Annotated in this window: 10 protein-coding genes and 4 pseudogenes; 8 read left to right on the top strand and 6 right to left on the bottom strand. The window is 46.0% G+C overall.

Going from position 1 to position 19,294, the window contains the following annotated elements; translation table 11 throughout:
• Positions 1-593: 593 nt before the first annotated feature.
• Positions 594-2,303: a diaminopimelate decarboxylase family protein gene (locus ACQY1Y_RS00855; protein ID WP_002737384.1), complete on the bottom strand. Its 1,710-nt coding sequence runs from the start codon at positions 2,301-2,303 to the stop codon at positions 594-596.
• Positions 2,304-3,038: 735 nt separating this feature from the next.
• Between ACQY1Y_RS00855 and ACQY1Y_RS00850 the strand changes: the two are divergent.
• The 3 genes and pseudogenes from ACQY1Y_RS00850 to ACQY1Y_RS00840 form a co-directional block, all read left to right on the top strand.
• A pseudogene (locus tag ACQY1Y_RS00850) lies at positions 3,039-3,179 on the top strand (transposase); the annotation flags it as partial.
• Positions 3,180-3,207: 28 nt separating this feature from the next.
• Positions 3,208-3,643: pseudogene (locus tag ACQY1Y_RS00845) on the top strand (hypothetical protein); the annotation flags it as partial.
• 537 nt (positions 3,644-4,180) lie between these two features.
• Positions 4,181-6,901 (top strand): valine--tRNA ligase, encoded by a 2,721-nt coding sequence (locus ACQY1Y_RS00840; RefSeq protein WP_002752188.1) that lies wholly within the window; start codon positions 4,181-4,183, stop codon positions 6,899-6,901.
• 170 nt (positions 6,902-7,071) lie between these two features.
• Here ACQY1Y_RS00840 and ACQY1Y_RS00835 read toward each other — a convergent pair whose 3' ends face one another.
• Positions 7,072-7,194 carry a hypothetical protein gene (locus ACQY1Y_RS00835; RefSeq protein WP_002738230.1) on the bottom strand — a complete coding sequence of 41 codons (123 nt, stop codon included), beginning with the start codon at positions 7,192-7,194 and terminating at the stop codon, positions 7,072-7,074.
• A gap of 319 nt (positions 7,195-7,513) precedes the next feature.
• On the opposite strand from ACQY1Y_RS00835, the gene ACQY1Y_RS00830 reads away from it, so the two are divergent.
• The 4 genes and pseudogenes from ACQY1Y_RS00830 to ACQY1Y_RS00815 form a co-directional block, all read left to right on the top strand.
• Positions 7,514-7,663, top strand: a complete 150-nt coding sequence (locus ACQY1Y_RS00830) for a hypothetical protein (protein WP_002735434.1) — start codon at positions 7,514-7,516, stop codon at positions 7,661-7,663.
• 296 nt (positions 7,664-7,959) lie between these two features.
• Positions 7,960-8,140, top strand: a pseudogene (locus tag ACQY1Y_RS00825) (hypothetical protein).
• Positions 8,141-8,288: 148 nt separating this feature from the next.
• Positions 8,289-11,066 carry a beta strand repeat-containing protein gene (locus ACQY1Y_RS00820; protein WP_430013783.1) on the top strand — a complete coding sequence of 926 codons (2,778 nt, stop codon included), beginning with the start codon at positions 8,289-8,291 and terminating at the stop codon, positions 11,064-11,066.
• A 134-nt stretch (positions 11,067-11,200) separates the two neighbouring features.
• Positions 11,201-11,290: pseudogene (locus tag ACQY1Y_RS00815) on the top strand (IS982 family transposase); the annotation flags it as partial.
• 178 nt (positions 11,291-11,468) lie between these two features.
• Here ACQY1Y_RS00815 and ACQY1Y_RS00810 read toward each other — a convergent pair.
• Together ACQY1Y_RS00810 and ACQY1Y_RS00805 are read right to left on the bottom strand one after the other, a co-directional pair.
• Positions 11,469-11,849 carry a hypothetical protein gene (locus ACQY1Y_RS00810; RefSeq protein ID WP_002752180.1) on the bottom strand — a complete coding sequence of 127 codons (381 nt, stop codon included), beginning with the start codon at positions 11,847-11,849 and terminating at the stop codon, positions 11,469-11,471.
• Positions 11,850-11,908: 59 nt separating this feature from the next.
• A complete protein-coding gene (locus tag ACQY1Y_RS00805) occupies positions 11,909-12,274 on the bottom strand; it encodes a phasin family protein (protein ID WP_002777874.1) in 366 nt (121 codons plus the stop codon).
• A gap of 511 nt (positions 12,275-12,785) precedes the next feature.
• Here ACQY1Y_RS00805 and hemB point away from each other — a divergent pair.
• The gene (hemB, locus tag ACQY1Y_RS00800) at positions 12,786-13,772 is read left to right on the top strand and encodes a porphobilinogen synthase (protein ID WP_002752178.1); all 987 of its coding nucleotides are present in this window, start codon (positions 12,786-12,788) and stop codon (positions 13,770-13,772) included.
• Positions 13,773-13,990: 218 nt separating this feature from the next.
• On the opposite strand, the gene ACQY1Y_RS00795 is transcribed toward hemB, so the two are convergent.
• Both ACQY1Y_RS00795 and ACQY1Y_RS00790 read right to left on the bottom strand, forming a co-directional pair.
• Positions 13,991-16,636 carry a cation-translocating P-type ATPase gene (locus ACQY1Y_RS00795; protein WP_430013782.1) on the bottom strand — a complete coding sequence of 882 codons (2,646 nt, stop codon included), beginning with the start codon at positions 16,634-16,636 and terminating at the stop codon, positions 13,991-13,993.
• Positions 16,637-17,150: 514 nt separating this feature from the next.
• The gene (locus ACQY1Y_RS00790) at positions 17,151-19,241 is read right to left on the bottom strand and encodes a recombinase family protein (protein WP_430013781.1); all 2,091 of its coding nucleotides are present in this window, start codon (positions 19,239-19,241) and stop codon (positions 17,151-17,153) included.
• Positions 19,242-19,294: the final 53 nt, after the last annotated feature.

Here is a 19,294-nt window from a genome sequence, read left to right as displayed (position 1 = left end):
AGCGATCAGTTTACCGATTCTCAGGTATTTCCCCTCATAACTTGAGACTGGTTGGAGAAGCATTGAACCTCAGTTGCAATTGCCTAACTCCCTTGTTCTCTACTCTAGGAAATATGAGCGTTCAGGTCGATCGCTGTTATCGCCGTTATCGAGACAGAATGGAACTTTAACAGGGTTTACTCCTTTGTGAACTTGACCTTATAACCTTGCCAGTTGATCTGTCAGGGAGGCTTTTCTCTTTAGCCTCAATTATTAATATAACATCGGATCGGAGCTAGAAGTCTTTCTCTTAATTAAACTTTACATTACTAGGATTAAGGAAAAGCTTAGATGTTTTGACGCTTGACCGACCATAACTCTTATTATTCAAAAATTATGGCAGCAGTGACCTCAACAGTAGTCAAAGAAAGCGCAGAAGAATTAACTAACTCAACAGACCAAAGAAGCAATCACCGCTAGGGAAAAAGACAAACTGCCCCTAAAGCAAGAAAAAGCTCCCACCCTCAAGGTGATAGCTAAAAGTTGAGGGCATCATAGAAACACAGTGCCAAGGTGCTTGTGTAAATATCGTGAGCAAGGCAACGAAAAGAACTTTATAAGATGAATCGGAACGATCCCTTAAACTTCCCGTTGCCGAGGTCCCAGTGAGACAGGTGAGTAGTATGCTTATCCACAGGGAGGCTTGATTTGGGCGCTATATATACAACCAGTCTCAATGGCTGGCTGGTACGAATTATCGTGTCTGACTTCAAATATGTTCTTGTTCCCCAAACTGAAACATCTTTGGCCTGTTTGCCGACAAGATACAAAGCTGAAATTATTGTGGCATCCGAGGCGATGCGGACGGCGAATGGGATTGATATCGCCCCTAAAGAACTCTTCGCCTTCACCATGAACTGCAAAGTTCTTGGCGCTATGAGTTGGACTCTGGTAAATGCGTAGCCATCTGAAGATTCTCCCTGCTTGAGATAGTCACTGCTTAGTCTTTCAATGATATCGAGATCAATTTCATGATCTAGCACTTCTGAAGGGGGGTGCGTCGGCCTGGAAAATCCCAAGAAACTGTGATCGGCAAATACGTCCTCAGCAGCGTAAGCCGTTTCTATTTGACCCATTTCATCTATGGTTATATGCCCGGGCCCGTGAAACCCATTAAAGTGATTGCTTACTGAATAGCAATATGCTCCTGCGTGTTGGATTAACAATGGATCCCCACGACTCTGGCCTTCTAAATTGGTCGATGGTAGCAATATATCGCCAGCAAAACAAAGTGGCCCTCCGATAGCATCGTCCCCTTGAGTAGGCAGGGTGCGATGATTGCGATCGATAATTTGGTGGCTCCATGAGAGGAGAGTCACCTTGATTAGCTGGTCGGAGCCAACATCAACAATAGCCCAACGTCTGCCCCGCATCTGCTTAAGCTCGCGGATACGAGTCAACAAGGCGACGGCATTACCAACCAGTGCGTGTCCAGGCTCGACTATGTACTCAATACCGGGTAACAAGTGTTTCTTTAATGCTTCTGTGTACTCTAGGATTGTTGGAAACTGTTGCCCGTCATGGAAGTCAATGCCAAACCCACCGCCAAGATTTAGTTTTCTCATGCAATGATTCGAGCTGGCTTCGATTAAGTTTTTCAAATGATGAATAAACTGAACCGAATTATTAAATGCCGATACATTATCCATCTGAGTTCCAATATGGATATGCAAGCCAGCTATAGGTAGTTTGCAACTGGCCAGAGCATCTGGCAATTCCTCGGATGGGATGCCAAACTTACTGTTAGGCGAGGCGTGAGAAACCAGATCCTGCCAATCAGTATTGTGGAAATATTCCACCGGTTTTTCTGGGTTAACTCGAACCAGCAAGCTCCCACTCCAATCCTTGCCATAAAGCTTATGTTGAAGGTCATCTAATATAGCTTGAGAGTCAGCAACTACTGTTGAGCCTCCATCGAGGAGATCTACCATTAGCTGGTGGTCGGGCGCCGGACTGTTGTATGTGATCCGATTCAACGGGAATCCGCAAGAAAGGGCCAACTCAACTTCATATTTAGAAGAGCAGTCTGCGGAGCATCCCAGGGATGCCAGTTCATTCAGAATCGCCATCGACGGATTAGCCTTGATCGGGTAGGCAACCTGAGATGGACTGCCGACAAGCTCCACAAAGTGGGACAGGTTCCGACGAAGCTGACCGACGTTCAGTATGTAGAGAGGAGACCCATGGCGTTTTGCTATCTCCTCGATGTCAATTGATCGCGTCCAAGTTTCCATAATCCCTTCTATAATCTCGCTTTTGTCCAACGCCTAGCATCACCCGCAAACAGGGATCAGTTTATCGATTCTCAGGTATTTCCCCCCACTACTTGGGACTGGTTGGAGAAGCATTGAACCCTAGCTGCAATTGCCTAACTCCCTTGTTCTCTACTCTAGGAAATATGAGCGTTCAGGTTGATCGCTGTTATCGTCGTTATGCCACCCTATCGAACCATACCAAGTAAGGAAGAACCTTTTTTTTTAGCTTCAATTATTAATGTAACATCAGATCGGAGCTAGAAGTCTTTCTCTATAATCAAAGTTTACATTACTAGGATTAAGGAGAGGCCTAGATGTTTTGACGCTTGACGATAATTACCCTCAGTTCGGTATCAGAAAAGGAGGGGGTGGTAGCCTGAAAAAATACAAACGATTCAGCACCCCCGTTCTACATTAGCCGAGTCCCGCCCTCTCGAACCGGTCATCGAGTTTTTCGCCACGCTCTGACGTAATATGAAAAATCACTTAGCGATGGCGTACTGCTAGGCAGTGGCTTCGACATTGCAATCAACTTATGGAACAGGGTCAGACGGAAGGCGATGTTAGTCCAAAATTATTTATTTTGAATTACCATTGTTGCACAAGTAATTATATTTTCTAAATTGTTATACTCATATCTTTGTCTTTCAATATAATTATCAAATAAATAATTTTTGTCTGGATATTTTATCGCTAACTCTTGGCATTTTTGTTTAAGATAATTGAATTGCATTTCATACTCATCATTTTGATAACCGAACAACCCAGAGAACAGTTGAAGGAATTAACAATAAACTGAATGTGATTAAAAGGAGAGGCTGTGGATTTAGAAACTTTAAAAACTTTAGTCTTAGATATTTATTAAATTGGCATTTTGCTAGTTGATTTTACATGGTAAGTTCGGAAAAACTAGAAAAATGAAAGACAAGAGTTTGAAAATCTGCGAAGACTTCTTAAAGTAGAAAGAAAGGGTAGTCGCGGGGATAAAACTTATGAAGAAACAGCTTACTATATCAGCAGTCACTGAGCCTTTACATTGAGCTTGTTGAAATGTGTCGAAGTGTAGCCTAACCGAATCCGCTCAAGTATTTGCCAAAATTATTCGCGGTCACTGAGCTTTTACATTGAGCTTTTACATTGAGCTTGTCGAAATGTCTCGAAATGTGTCGAAGTGAGGACATTGGAAAATAAAAAATCAGTTACATTGGGTAAAAGATGTAATTTTTGAGGAAGATAAAAGCCAGATCAGGGATTTTCAAGCGGCAAGCAATTGGTCAATTCTCACAACTATAGGATTGAATCTTTTCAGAGGTTTGGGTTTTCTCTTAATAACAGAGGGACAAAGGTGATTAGCTGAACGTTGGGAAAAACTGATAGTTTTATCGACGTAAGAAGTAAGCAGAAAAATTAGCTAAATTAACAGGATGTACTCTCAGACAATTTCAAGAGAGATAGGCTTTTAGTGGCTTGATAACAAGCTTTATCAATCTATTCATAATAAATATTGGCAGAGGATTAAAGATTAATTGTTGTGACTAACTCTTTTAGTTAGAGAAAGATAAACTTGAGAATCTTCAGTCAAATTTATTAACTCAAAATCAGATGTACTTAATTTAAATGAATCAACCCTACCTTAATAAGGGGGCATCTGAAAGTTTTTAATACCTACCTAACCATTGATTGACTCCCTCAATTGATTATAGCAATTATTATACTGATGAAATGCAAAATAATTACCAGAAATTAGCTATGTTTACCCAAGGAAAAGATAACAGCTATCTTAATAAGACTCTTGAAATTTTTTACCCAGCAACTAAACAGGAATTTGATCTCTCCCAAATGTGGGACAATTGACAAAGAACTAAGAATTGTAGAATCCCCCCATCATGACCTCGGAACTATCGAAGCAATACGATCCCAAGATCACAGAAACGAAATGGCAGCAATATTGGGAAAATCAAGAGATATTTACAGCAAACCCCGAAAAAGGCGGCGAAACCTACTGTATAGTTATCCCTCCTCCCAATGTTACCGGTAGTCTCCACATGGGTCACGCTTTCGAGAGTGCCTTGATTGATACACTTGTTCGCTACAAACGCATGACCGGCAAAAATACCCTCTGGCTGCCCGGAACAGATCACGCTAGTATTGCAGTACAAGCTATACTCGATCGCCAATTAAAAGCCGAAAAAACCGATCGTTACCAACTAGGAAGGGAAAAATTCCTCGAACGCGCTTGGCAATGGAAAGAGGAGTCCGGTAGTACCATTGTTAATCAACTGCGACGCTTGGGGGTATCCGTCGATTGGACGCGGGAACGTTTCACCATGGATGAGGGACTTTCCCATGCTGTCCGTACTGCTTTTATCAAACTCTATGAGGACGGATTAATCTATCGCGGTCAATACTTAGTTAACTGGTGTCCGGAATCCCGGTCGGCCGTTTCCGATTTAGAGGTGGAAAACAAGGATATTGAGGGAAATCTCTGGTATTTTCGCTATCCTCTCAGCGATGGTAGTGGTTATCTTCAAGTAGCCACCACAAGGCCCGAAACCATGCTCGGTGATACTGGTGTCGCTGTCAACCCGCAAGACCCCCGTTATCGTCATTTAATCGGCAAAACCGTCACTTTACCGATAATGGGGCGAGAAATCCCGATTATTGCCGATGAATTAGTGGATCCCCAATTCGGTACTGGTTGCGTCAAAGTTACGCCGGCCCACGATCCCAAGGATTTTGAGATGGGTAAACGCCATAATTTAGCCTTTATTAATATCATGAATTTAGACGGCAGTTTAAACGAAAATGCCGGAATATTCGCAGGTCAAGATCGTTTTGTTGCCCGCAAAAATGTCGTTAAAAAACTCGATGAAGACGGTTTTTTAGTTAAGATTGAAGCCTATCGCCATAGCGTCCCCTATAGCGATCGAGGTAAAGTTCCCGTGGAACCCCTTTTATCTACCCAATGGTTCGTTAAAATTGAACCTTTAGCCACAAAAGCTTTAACCTGTTTAGATCAGGAAAACTCGCCCCGTTTTGTGCCAGAAAGATGGACAAAAGTTTATCGCGATTGGTTAGTTAAACTCAAAGATTGGTGTATTTCTCGACAACTATGGTGGGGTCATCAAATTCCCGCTTGGTATATTATCAGTGAAACCAATAACGAAATTACTAACCATACTCCCTTCGTTGTTGCCTGGGATGAAACCTCCGCTTTAGCCAAGGCCAAACAAGAGTATGGAGAGGATATAATTATTCAACAAGACCCCGATGTTTTAGATACTTGGTTTTCCTCGGGATTGTGGCCATTTTCAACTATGGGATGGCCAGAAAAAACCCTTGATCTAGACACTTATTATCCCACCACAACCCTCGTCACCGGTTTTGATATTATCTTTTTCTGGGTGGCTAGAATGACGATGATGGCGGGCTATTTTACGCGACAAATGCCTTTTAAAGATGTCTATATTCACGGTTTAGTTAGGGATGAAAACGGCAAAAAGATGTCTAAATCTGCCAATAACGGCATCGATCCCCTAATTTTAATTGATAAATATGGAACCGATGCTTTACGATATACCTTAATTCGAGAAGTTGCAGGAGCAGGACAGGATATCAGTCTGCAATATAACCGTAAAACCGATGAATCGGAATCCGTAGAAGCTGCCCGAAATTTTGCCAATAAAATTTGGAATGCTTCCCGTTTTGTGATGATGAATCTGGAGGGAAAAACCCCAGAAGAATTGGGTGAACCAGTTTTAGAAAATTTAGAATTAGCCGATCGCTGGATTTTATCTCGTTATCATCAAACAGTACAAAAAACTAGAGATTATCTAGAAAATTATGGCATGGGGGAAGCGGCAAAAGGTCTATACGAATTTATCTGGCGCGATTTCTGTGATTGGTATATCGAGTTAGTGAAAACTCGTTTATGGAAGGATAAAGAATCGGTTTCCTGTGCTACAGCCCGGCAAACTTTGGCTTTTATCTTGGCAGGAACATTAAAATTATTACATCCCTTTATGCCCCATATTACCGAGGAAATTTGGCATCATTTAACCCAAGAAAATCAGCAAGTTTTGGCTTTAGAAACCTATCCAATAGCCGATAGTTCTCTGATCGATCTAGACTTAGAAAATACTTTTGAGTTATTAATAGAAAGTATTCGGGTGTTGCGTAATTTGCGGGCCGAAGCGGGGATTAAACCGGGGGCAACGATTACGGCAATTTTACAGACAGAAAACAGCCAAGAATTAGCTATTTTGCAACGCGGACAAGTGTACTTAAAGGACTTGGCCAAGATCGAAAACTTAATTTTGACGACCAAATTAACCGAGGAAGTCAATCAAGCGATCGCTGGTGTTGTCGCTACGGTAGAAATCCTCATCCCCCTGTCCGGATTGGTTGATATATCTGTATTGGCTGGGAAATTAGCGAAAAATTTAGCTAAAGTAGAAGGGGAAATTAAGAGTTTGAGCGATCGCCTGAATAAACCTAGCTTTGTCGAAAAAGCTCCAGAAGCTTTAATCCAAAAAACGAAGCAAGCTTTAGCAGAGTCCGAAAAACAAGCCCAAATTCTCCAAGAACGCTTAAAACGTCTGCAGTAGTGCTTTTGTACTACCTAAGTCCAGTGGGCTAGAGCAAAGCTACTGCGATCGAGATTATCCCTTAATCCATTGACTTAGTTGTTCAAGTAGTTGAAGTTAAAGGAGAGGGGCTAACCTAGGGATGACTTTGGGGAACTTAAGCATCTCATAAACTTGCTCCTCTTAACTCCCTATCTAACTCGGACTCCTTGTCCAGCAAGTCTTTCAGGAGTTTTCTGCACCACTGGGTCAATTAAGTTAGCAATTTCAAATTCCGGCTCAATAACAATAAAGCTAACCTTGACTCGCTGCATCTACGACCAAAACCTTATTTTTTTCTGTCACATTTCTAAATAAACAATCAAAATGATGATCAACAAGGATACAGTCCTTTCTGGACAACAATTAAATATTTGTTCAGCGATTTGATTGAATAATTTTTCCTTTACAAAAATACAAGAATTATTATAAAGATTTAGATAAACAAGAAAAAATATAAAGTCTTATGAAGATTATTCAAGAATTATCTCAAAAGTCAACAATTGATGAGATTCTGGCCAGATAATGGCGATGGAGGGGTGAATCAACCTGATCCGAAAAAGAGATTGTTGTCGAGAGTCGGAGAGAAAAGCAATGAATATCAAGGATACATTACACAATTTTGTCCAGTACCTAACAGAGGCTTTCGCTCGCATTTTTAGTCCCAACAATGATGAATATCCCGATGTGGGGATGCAGCCTTTTGATTCTGAACCTTACCATGCTTCCAAGGGTAATTCTTAACTAGAAATGACAGATAAGGGACTTGCGCTTTGATAATGTGCCATAGGGCTGCTCTGATTCTTCTACAGGGCGATTTTCTGGCTGAGATATTATTCCCACGCAAGTCCCTAAGTAGTCGTGCAAAATTAATTTTCTAGTCGAGACAGGAGACAGGAGACGGGAGACGGGAGACAGCTATTAGGGATCGGATTTGAGTTTTCAGTTCACTGTTTACTGATCACAGCAGAAGTCTGACGGAGTAGTGGCTTAGATGTGTAATTAGTTGTGCTTAGATACTGGGCTCTTCGGTTTGTGTTATGCAATGGACGGGGGTTATAAAGGATGAAACCCTTATAGAAAAAGACATTACCGCAATTTTTGTCAATTGTTTGCGATCTGGAGCGAACTAATCAATTAAATCTCTTGCCAGATAAGAATTTAGTCGATTTATACCCCCCTATCGAACCATACCAAGTAACGAAAAACCAGATACTGTAAGGTCAAACTAATTCACTTTGAGTGTCCACAATCGGTCAGTCGAGTCTGACCCCAATCGGGGGCTTAGACCATTTTTTGGATGGCCCCATTTGGCTTTCAGGACTGGCACCGGCGCGTCAACGCAAACAACAAATTTGGAGAAAAGATTATGCCTACGCGAACCATCAATGGCAACAACAGCGGCAATACGATCAACGTCCTCGACGACACAGGCGGCTATAAGGTCACCGGGTCGGGATTCACCATCTCCCCTGGGGGGTCACCTCCATTCACCGACACCGATCTGGTGATCAACACCTTGGACGCCACCGGCGGCACCGACGTCGTCAATCTGTCCGGCTTGACCACAAACTCCGGTGTCAGCTTCACCAGCATCAACATCAACGGCGGCGGCGGCACCCAGAACGTTACCGGCAGCGGCTTCGCCGAGACGATCAGCACCGGTAGCGGCAACGACATCATCAGTGCCGGCGCGGGCGATGACACTCTCATAGGCGGCGACGGTGCCGATAGCATGGATGGGGGCGATGGCAGCGACACCTACAACATCGCTGGCTTACAGCTGGGCGGCGACACCTTCAACGACACGGGCACCAGTGGCAGCGACACCATCAACGTCACCGGCGCCCTGTCCACTTCCCTTTCCTTCGGCGTCGCGGGGACGAACTACTCCCTCATCAACGGGTCTCTGCCGACCTCAGCCGGCGCGACCTATCAGGGCATCGAGACCTTCAAAGGCAACAATTTTGCCATCAACGGCACCAACAACGGCAGCGACATCTTCGACCTCTCCGGGTTCAGCAGCGCCACCGGGGTGGGCGCGATCAACACCTTTAATGCCACCGGCGGCACCGACTACGTCAACGTCTCCACCGCGGATGCCGGGGTGACCATCAACGGCGGCGGCGGCACCCAGATCGTCGTCGGCAGCAGCTTCGCCGATACGATCAGCACTGGTAGCGGCAACGACAGCATCAATGCCGGCGCGGGCAATGACACCATCACCGGCGGCGACGGTGCCGATAGCATGGACGGGGGCGACGGCGACGACACCTTCAACATCGCTGGCTTACAGGTGGGCGGCGACACCATCATCGGCGGCACCGGCAACGACACGATCAGGAACACGGGTGCTGGTGCGCTGAGCATATCTTCATTCGGCCCGTCGGGCAGCGGCACCACCGCCACCTATTCCAGCATCGAGACCCTGGACGGCAACAATCAGGCCATCAACGGCAGCAACGCCACCAACGAGGTGGTCAACCTCAGCCTGATCGGCCAGGTGCTGAACGTCACCGGCGTCAGCATGGCTGACGGTGCCGACACGGTTTGGACGGCGGCGAGCCACAGCGGCCAAGTCACCGTCTATGACGGCGGCAACGGTACTGACACCATCAATCTGGTGTTGACTCCCCTGCAGCTTGGGGCTTTCAGTGTCGGCGATATCGGGTCGCTCAACACTTACGTTGCTGCTCCCACGGGTAAGACCCTCGCGCCCAGTGGAGGCACCATCAATATCGCGAGCCTCCAGTTCAAGGCTCAAAACTTCGAGTCGGCCACAGCCAACGTGCTAGATGATGGCCAGGTTTACAACATCACCGATTGCTTGATCCCGATCAACAATGTGGTGGTGATGACCACGGCTAGTTATACGGATGTAGCCGGGAAAAGTAGCCTCATTGTGGGCACCGCAGCGAACAACACGATTCAGGCTGGTGATGGACAAGACTTGGTGTTTGGCCTTGCCGGAAACGACTCCATTACCGGAGGTGTGGATGAAGACTGCCTATTTGGCGGTGCGGGAGACGATACCTTCTTCGCCAACCTGAGCGAGGCTGAGTTTGACAACCTGCAAGGCGGGTCGGGGACAGACACTTTACAACGCACCACCACCGGCGGCCAGGGCAATCTGGTGCTGAACCAATTCTTGGCCACCAACGGCATCGAGCGGGTCAACCTGGATGCGGGCGGCTCAAATCGCGGGATTGATGGCAACGCGAATGGCAATGTGCTTGATTTCAGTGCCACCACCTTTCTCTCTAACGGCGTCAGTGGTTTAGGCGGAGACGACAGCATTACTGCCACCAACGCCTCGGCTCGCACCTATAATGGCGATGCCGGCAATGACACCCTGAACGGTGGTACACAGAATGACACCCTGAATGGTGGTGCCGACAATGACTCCATCTCCGGTGGCGGCGGGAACGACACCATCAAGGGGGGTGCGGGTGTTGACAGTCTGATTGGCGGCATTGGCGACGATACCTTCCTCGCCAACCTGAACGAGGCTGAGTTTGACACCCTGCAAGGCGGGTCAGGTATCGACACCTTGCAGCGAACCACAGATGGCGGCCAAGGCAATCTGGTGCTGAATCAATTCTTGGCCACCAACGGCATCGAGCGGGTCAACCTGGATGCGGGTGGTTCCAACCGAAACATCGATGGCAACGCCAGCGACAACATCCTCGACTTCAGCGCCACAACCTTGCTCTCTGGCAGCGTCTTCGGACAAGGCGGGAACGACACCATTACTGCCACCAACGCCTCGGCTCGCACCTATAATGGCGATGCCGGCAATGACACCCTGAACGGTGGTACACAGAATGATATCCTGAACGGTGGTGCCGACAATGACACTCTGGTTGGCGGCCTCGGCAATGACTCCCTAACTGGGGGGATCGGCAATGACACGTTCCGCTTCGCAAGTGGTTTCGGTAACGATGTCATCACTGACTTCAGTGGGGGTGGTGCTGACAAGATTGACTTGTCTGCCTTTGGTCTCGGCGGCATCGGGGCTTTGACGATTACTGTCGGCCCTGGTGCTGGTAACGACATCATTACGAGTCCTTCTACTCCAGGCTTCGGTCAGATTACCCTTGTAGGATTTGCGGGCACGTTAACTGCTAGTGACTTCATCTTTACTTGAAAGAGGGTATAGGGTGTGGGGTGTGGGCTTCGGCCGTGAGCTTTTGCGTTCGACAAAAGCTCACGCCGAGGTCTGAACGGGTGTAGGGAAGGAAACCTCTTTCATCTCTGGTGGTGAAAATTTTTTCATCGGGACTGACTCCCGCGAATGGCTCGGAACGAGAAGCTCTCTGGGATGTCATTGGCTCGATTCAAGGATTACTGATTGGGGACAAAGGATACCTTTTTTTGACCACAACAACGATAAGGGACTTGCGTAGGAATAATATCCCAGCTAGAAAATCGCTCTGTAGAAGAACCAGACCAGCCAGATGGTAAATTATCAAAGCGCAAGTCCCTAACTGCTTTGAGATAAAAGTTATGGGTAGGGATAATAACCCTACCTGATTTTATCGAAAAATAATTAATCCTCTGCTTGCCAATCGGGACAACTATCACTATCCCAACCGTAGGGATGGAAACCGCAGACGAGAAGATTGCCTCCGTAGATATAACCGTGATAATTACGGCAACCGATACAAGCAGCATGGGTATTAGGATCGGGGTTAACCTTAGGAGTGAGGGTAAAATCCGAGGGTTCGTCTAATTCCGAAAATAGGGATTCATCGAGGTTAAAAAATTCTTCTAATTCCTGGGGTAAAACCTCTTGAATAAACTGTTCCAGATCGATGATAATTTCCTCATTGATTTCTTCAATAGCTTGGGTCACTTCTTGGAAAAAATTTTCAATTCCCAGTGCCACAGTTTCGATCACTTCCCAAAAATCCTTCTGCCAATCGTCCATGTTTATACTTGCATCCCTTGTCTGGTAATAATTAGTTATTTATCCCTAAAATCTAGGTTTTAATCCTGTTGCAGTTTCCGTAATTCCTCCTGAAGACGTTCCACCTTTTGCCGCAATTCATCTACTTTGGGATCAGCTGCTTTGGTGTCCTCCTCATCTTCAATAATTTCTATCCGTCGGGGTTCATGGGGAATATTAGATTCGTTAGCTGTCACCGGTTGCTGTTGTGCCTGTTTCACCAACTCATCGACGTATTTCCTCGCTTCTTCTGCGTTTATTTCGCCGCGAGAAATCATTTCATCGGCTAATTTTTGGGCTTGATTTCTTAATTCTTGTAAATTTACTTCAGCTTTTTCGGCGGCATAAGTAGCAATGCCTACGCCCAAATAAACTGCTTTTTTGACTAAATCACCTAAGTTGGCCATAACAAAAATCCTGAATCGATCGCTCTTACTTCCTAGAATAAACGATCCTTCTCCCAAATGGAGATGGGTTTTGGGAGTCAGTGAACAGTGAACAGTAATCAGTAATCAGTGAACGCTTGCGCCGCTAATGTAACACCATGAACATTTTTCAGCCAATATCCAAGAGAGCCATCAGTGAACTGAAAACTCACATCTGATAACTGGTAACTGATAACTGGTAACTGATAACTGATGAGGTAAAGTTTTGTAAAGAGATGAGGTGGTGGCAACAGCAAAAGTGATCGCTATAAAGATTAAATTTTAGTCAAATTGCTGGTTTTTCGCCCTCAAAACGACGATAAAGCCTCATTAGGTCAAAAATAATCTAAATAGTTTGATTAAGCTCAAAATAACTAAATATTGCGGATAGCTGCCGGCAGCCAGCTGCCGGCTGAATCGATTTGTGTTCATCCTCAGCAAAGATTTAAACTAAAGAATCGAGACAAGATTCCCGATTTAATCACAAAAAACTATGTTTCCTATTCATCGCCCCCGTCGTCTGCGTCAAACCCCTCAAATGCGCCGTCTGGTGAGTGAAACCGTCTTGACAGCCAATGACTTTATCTATCCCCTTTTCGCTACGACGGGGGAAGGTATTGCCCGGGAAGTCAAATCGATGCCGGGAGTGTACCAATTATCAATCGATAAAATTGTTGATGAAGCCAAGGAAGTGCGGGATTTAGGAATTCCAGCGATTATTTTATTCGGGCTGCCAGAAAGTAAAGACACAGAGGCGACGGGAGCATGGCACGATCATGGTATTGTGCAGAAAGCGGCCACAGCAATTAAAGAGGCAGTTCCCGATCTACTCATTGTCGCCGATACTTGTTTGTGTGAATATACCAACCATGGTCATTGTGGTTATCTGCAAACAGGAGATTTAACCGGCAGGGTGTTAAATGATCCCACTCTGGAATTATTGCAAAAAACCGCCGTTTCTCAGGTAAAAGCGGGAGTGGATATCATTGCACCGTCGGGAATGATGGATGGTTTTGTGCAGGCAATTCGTCAAGGATTGGATGAGGCGGGTTATAGTGATACACCGATTCTTTCCTATACGGCTAAATATGCCTCTGCCTATTATGGGCCGTTTCGGGATGCGGCGGATTCTACCCCCCAATTCGGCGATCGCAGAACCTACCAAATGGATCCGGGTAATGCCAGGGAAGCCTTAAAAGAGGTGGAATTAGACCTATTAGAGGGAGCAGATATGTTAATGGTAAAACCTGCCCTATCTTACATGGATATTATCTGGAGAATCAAGGAAATGACTAATTTACCCGTGGCTGCCTACAATGTGTCGGGGGAATATTCAATGATTAAAGCGGCGGCGTTAAATGGCTGGATTGACGAAAAACGGGTGACTTTAGAGACTTTAACCAGCTTTAAACGGGCGGGTGCCGATATTATCTTAACCTACCACGCTAAGGATGCCGTGCGCTGGTTAGCAGAGGGTTAAACTTGATGATTGAACCCACCATGCCGATTATTGAGTAGGTAGGCACAATTCATTCAAGCAACTACATAGCGCACTGCTGCAACAATTTGTAACCGATCGTGGAATCTATAGCGTTTCCTAAGCTAGTGAGGTACACCTATTTTTCTTCCCTTTCGCCTTTTGCCTAAAACCCATAACTTTTGTACCTCAGCCGACTGAAAAACGCTATATGATGCCTTTTATTTTTGGGTGTTCAAGTGCCGACGGTTCCACAGTTTTAGTCCTTCAAACCAGAAAATACTGACAACTCCAGAAACTAAGCTGACCAGCAAATCATCAGTATGTAGAAATGAAAAGCTGAACAGGTGTCGTAACAAAGGAACATAGAGAACTAATCCCAAAAACAGCAGTCCACCGCCGATCACCCACCACAAAGCCCGATTAGGAGCTTGGAGCATTTCTGGAATCGTTCGGGACCAGGAACGATTGGTGAGAATCATAGCCAGGTTAGAGATAATCAATGTCGTAAATGCTAAGGCGCGAGCATTAAATTCACTATTGCCGTTGCTATAGGCGATCGCAAATACAATAACCAGTACCACTAAAACGCTGGTTCCTTGAAGCAAGGCTAATCGCAACGTCCGACGACTGAACAAGGGTTCTTTGGGATTACGGGGGGGGCGACGCATAATATCGCTTTCTGCCGGTTCAGCTTCAAACACAACCGTGCAGGCCGGATCGATAATTAAGTGCAGAAAGGCAATGTGGATCGGGAGTAGCACCAAAGGCCAGCCAAAGATGACTGGAATCAACGACATACCCGCGATCGGAACGTGAACGGCCAAGGTATAGGCCATCCCCTTTTTCAGGTTGTCAAAGATACGTCTTCCTAGTTTGACCGATTCGACGATGGACGAAAAATCATCTTTCAACAGGACCAAATCGGCAGACTCGCGCGCTACATCCGTACCTCGTTCACCCATGGCAATGCCGATATGAGCAGACTTGAGGGCCGGGGCATCGTTGACACCATCACCGGTCATGGCCACAATTTCCCCGGAGCGTTTCAGTGCATTGACAATCAATAGTTTTTGTTCGGGGACGACACGGGCAAAGATGTTGGTGCTTTGAATGCGATCGCGCAGTTCCGACTCACCCATTTGCTCCAGTTCCCTACCGGTGATCACCTTGTCTAAAGGCCTGAGTCCAATCTGACGGGCAATGTTCTGGGCTGTTACCGGATAATCACCCGTAATCATGACAACGCGAATTCCCGCACCATAGCATTCAGCGATCGCAGGTGCCACAGTAGGACGCACGGGGTCTTCCAGTCCGATCAGTCCCACAAATTCAAACTCAAAGTCGTGTTGTTGAACTGGTAAGCGATCGTCAGATTCTAAGTAGGCTAGAGGCCCGGATGACTCAAGAGCGTGAGTTTTGGGTAATGTTCCCATTTTGCGTCCTTGGGCAACTCCCAGAACTCGCAAACCCTCTCCGGCCATTGCCTGGATCTGTTCGACAAGCTCCTGTTGTTGAATCGGGCTGAAATGGCAGAGATCGGCGATCGCTTCTGGGGCCCCTTTTGCCGCAACGGTAAGCTCCCCCGTCAGGGATTCCCAGACACAGGACATGGCCAAGAGATCGGTGGACAGGGGATATTCGCGCAGTAGTTGCCAATCGCTATGCAGGTGTTCAGTCTTGGCTAGGTAATCCCAACCAATTTGCTGCAACGCTTTCTCCATCGGGTCAAAGGGATCTTTGCGACTCGCTAGAATACCAAACTCGATCAGGGGATGAAGGACTTCTGGCAAGGGTTCGCGCTCGTGGAGCGTCACATCGTACAGATAAGCACCGGGGCCGCTGTAAACCAATAACTGTTTGACGGCCATTTGGTTCAATGTCAGGGTTCCAGTCTTATCGACACAAAGAACGGTGACAGAACCCAGGGTTTCAACCACTGGAATGCGACGGGTTAGTACCTGTTTTTGCGAGAATCGCCACGCTCCCAGAGCCAGAAAGATGGCCAGCACCACCGGAATTTCATTGGGCAAAATTGCCATCGCCAGGGCTAATCCTGCCAAAAAGCCATGCAACCAATCGGCCCGGGTTAATCCATAAATCACGACCACCGCCGCACAAATGGCCAGCGCGATCATCGTCAATTTACCGACAATGCGACGGGTTTCTTTCTGTAAGACCGTGTCTTCCGGTTCAACCGTTTGCAGAGCTTTGCCAATTTTTCCCATTTCAGTATGTATACCCGTTGCTTGCACCTGGGCAATGCCCTGCCCTTGCACCGCCAGAGTACCAGAATAGACAGTGGGTAAGTCGTCTCCACCCGGTCTCAAGGTGGCTGAAAGTTTCTCTGGGTCTTCTTCTAGCTGGATGGTGCGTTTCCTGACCGGAACAGACTCTCCGGTTAACAGCGATTCATCAATCGTCAAGTGAGTGGACCACAACAAAATCGCATCCGCAGGAACGCGATCGCCCTCCTCCACCACGATCAGATCCCCCTCTACCACTTCTCGGCCGGCAATTCGCTGCCGTTCCCCATCTCGAATCACCAAGGCCCGAGGACTGGATAAGTCCCGCAGTGCTTCTAGAGAACGTTCCGTTTTTTGCTCTTGGTAAAGATTGATGCCAATAATAAAAAAGACAAACCCCAATAAAATCAGAGCTTCTTGTGCATCACCCAAAAAGAGATAGATGACACCACAGGCAATTAGGAGCAGGAAAATCGGCTCTTGGATAATGTCTAGGGCGATCCTTAAAAAAGTACGATGCTGAGTTGAGGGGAGTTCGTTGTAGCCGTGCTGTTTCAAGCGCTCACTAGCTTCTTGGCTAGACAACCCGTTAAACTGCCTATTTTGTATAGGTGCAACCATAACAATTACCTAGGTTTTTCACACAGGCTATTCTCGCACACAGAGAGTGGGTAAACTGTACTGAATTTAAACTGCGTATTAACAATTTTAGTACAAATGCTCAAACTTCCTCTCCCTGCTCCCCACTCTGACACTCCGGTGCAGTCTTAACGGCTAATTTAAGTAGCTGGTTATAATTAAATTAAAAATGGATTTTAGGTTCGATCCCCCCTGCCCCCCTTGATAAGGGGTGTGCCGATCCCCCCTTAGTCCCCCCTTTAATCCCCCCTTAATAAGGGGGGCATCTGACAACTTTTAACGCCTACCTACTTAGATAGTCAAGAGCTTGGCCGGTCGTCAAGACCAAATTAGGTTATAAGCTCAGACGCATCTTAACCGCCTATCCTTAGATTAGCTGAATCTCCCCCAATCCTTTTACTAAGTACCTAAGCAAAATTAATTACACATATCTAACCCCCCCTTTGCCTATTGCCTATTGCCTCTCCTAACCAAGAAGTTAATTTTTTTCTAGTGCTTAATCATATTCTTTTGCCGCTTGTACTAAGGATAAAAGTTGTCCAGTTTGATCGGTTCCCGATACTCCTAAATCACTGTGACAGAGGATAACTTTTTCGCTTACCCTTGCTAACAAATCCCTTAAAACTCTCTGTAAACGGGCATGATTTTCCTCTAATTCTGCTTCCGTTGTCCAGGGTTGATAGGGACTTTTTCGCCAAAAAATTGGCGCAGCAAAAAGAGTAGCAGCACCTCCTTGTTCCCAGAGTGGGGAGGAACAATCTAGCCAAAAATGCCAACGATGACTAGAACGAAAAGAACGATATTGAAAGATATTGCCTAGGGTAACTGCTGAGGAAGATTTAATAAATTGTCGCACAGGATAGGGATTAGCAGTAATTGTACCACGGCGCAAAAGTTGGATAAACTGACTAATAGTTTCGCTAGGACTTTGGAAAGAGGGTTCACTCTCACGCAAACGGCGATCGATCTCCCAAAAATGTTGGGCAGTTTCCATTAATTCTCGCAAAGCTGCCAAGTGATCGAAGGGCAAATTTTCCCCATCGTTTAATAATTGTTCGATCGCTTGATTTAAGACAAAAATCGGGAAAAGTTTGGCTTCCTGCTGCCGTTTTTTCATCCCTTCGATCCAGTGACAAATTCTTTCGTAGGCAGTACAAGCTTTTTGTCCTAAGCGATCCCAACGGGGAAAAGTTTCGATCGCTAATAAACGGGGATTTTCCAGATCCACTTGATAACAATAATCGGCAATTAATCCAGCGCGAACCGGATCGATATCGGGAATTAAATTTTGTTCTTCATCCCAGCGATAACGGCTAAAAATCACCAGCATTTCCGCTATAGCCTCTTGGGGGGCTAAACGCCCCAAATTTTCATAAACAAGGGCGAGAAGGGTCAATAATGCCCGAATCAGAGTACAACTGATCAGGGGTCGTTGTTCGTTGAGGGGTTGAACGGCTATCCCGGCACCGGTTAAAATTTCCATCAGGCTATAACGGGCGATTTCGTCTAAACCGGGGGCAATAACGGCGATTTCTTCGGGTTTTACTGCCCCTTGCTTGACTGCTTGAATAATAGCTGTGGCTGTCTTCCGTAACAATTCAGCGCGAGAGGTGGTTTGCAGGGAGATGAATTGATCGGGAAGATTGCCAAGATAGTTACCGTCGCTGATTAGGGAGAGAATCGTCTCGCTAAACTGAGCAGCTAACCCCTCAGTGGTAGATAATGACATAATTTGACAGCGTTTCTCTAATTCGTGTAGATAATCGGGATCGGCAGTTAATCCTAAGCGGATTTTTCCCTGGGGATTGTAGGTAAAAACGCTAAAACAATCATGATCGAGGAAAAAACTGAGTAAATCCTTGGCAATAGCCGGATAATCGTCCACATCGTCCGCAAAAACCCCCCGGAAGCGTTTTAATAGTTGCTGTTGATAGCGACTATCAGGAAATAAATAGCGCCAATAGAGTTCGTAGATGATACCATAACTTAATAAACCACGTTCTAGAGACCAATCACGCCATTGAATGATTAATTCTCCCACTTTTTCCGGTGTTTCCTGCTCATTAATCGCTAAAACTCGTTTTAAATCTGTTTCTGATAATCCTTCGGCTAATCTTTCGGGTATCTTTTCTGCGGGAACACCACTAGCACCGGCTAATTGTAACAAATCGAGAACTTGACGGACGAAACGATATTCATTTATGCTAGTAAGCTGGAAGAATTCGGCGATTGCTGGTTGCCAGAGACGGGTGGCGAGTTCCTGCTCCGTTTCTGGGCGTAATCGGCGGGGAAATTGCGCTTTTAGCCCCAAAAACTCGAAAATTAACGGCCAAAACAGGATGACTTCATCGGTGAGAAAACCTAAAGGGGTTTTACAGAGAATCGGATAGCTACCCCTAACAGCAATGGCTAATCGATCGGCTAATTCCCGTTTATTATCATCGTTGGCAGCGAAAACTAAGATCGATCGAGGAAGGGGGGATGATTTTGAGCGATCGCGAGACACCCAGCGCCGAAATTCCCCGACTAAAGTGGTGGTTTTTCCCGATCGCGTGCCACCTTCGATCCAAATTGGTATGATTGACATCGTTTTTTCTCGATTGTATTTGTTAAGATAACTGATCGGTACTCTAGCTTTTC

Source organism: Microcystis ichthyoblabe FBCC-A1114 (assembly GCF_050500245.1).
GTDB classification, from domain to species: domain Bacteria; phylum Cyanobacteriota; class Cyanobacteriia; order Cyanobacteriales; family Microcystaceae; genus Microcystis; species Microcystis ichthyoblabe_A.
Note: the sequence above shows the minus strand (reverse complement) of the source record. Positions and strands in the feature narration are given on the sequence as shown.

Bases quoted from the DNA above. Each gene is read 5' to 3' on its own strand.
- ACQY1Y_RS00795 (WP_430013782.1), bottom strand. From the start codon at position 16,636: ATGGTTGCACCTATACAAAATAGGCAGTTTAACGGGTTGTCTAGCCAA.
- ACQY1Y_RS00805 (WP_002777874.1), bottom strand. From the start codon at position 12,274: ATGGCCAACTTAGGTGATTTAGTCAAAAAAGCAGTTTATTTGGGCGTA.
- ACQY1Y_RS00835 (WP_002738230.1), bottom strand. From the start codon at position 7,194: ATGCAGCGAGTCAAGGTTAGCTTTATTGTTATTGAGCCGGAATTTGAA.
- ACQY1Y_RS00790 (WP_430013781.1), bottom strand. From the start codon at position 19,241: ATGTCAATCATACCAATTTGGATCGAAGGTGGCACGCGATCGGGAAAA.
- ACQY1Y_RS00820 (WP_430013783.1), top strand. From the start codon at position 8,289: ATGCCTACGCGAACCATCAATGGCAACAACAGCGGCAATACGATCAAC.
- hemB (WP_002752178.1), top strand. From the start codon at position 12,786: ATGTTTCCTATTCATCGCCCCCGTCGTCTGCGTCAAACCCCTCAAATG.
- ACQY1Y_RS00830 (WP_002735434.1), top strand. From the start codon at position 7,514: ATGAATATCAAGGATACATTACACAATTTTGTCCAGTACCTAACAGAG.
- ACQY1Y_RS00810 (WP_002752180.1), bottom strand. From the start codon at position 11,849: ATGGACGATTGGCAGAAGGATTTTTGGGAAGTGATCGAAACTGTGGCA.
- ACQY1Y_RS00840 (WP_002752188.1), top strand. From the start codon at position 4,181: ATGACCTCGGAACTATCGAAGCAATACGATCCCAAGATCACAGAAACG.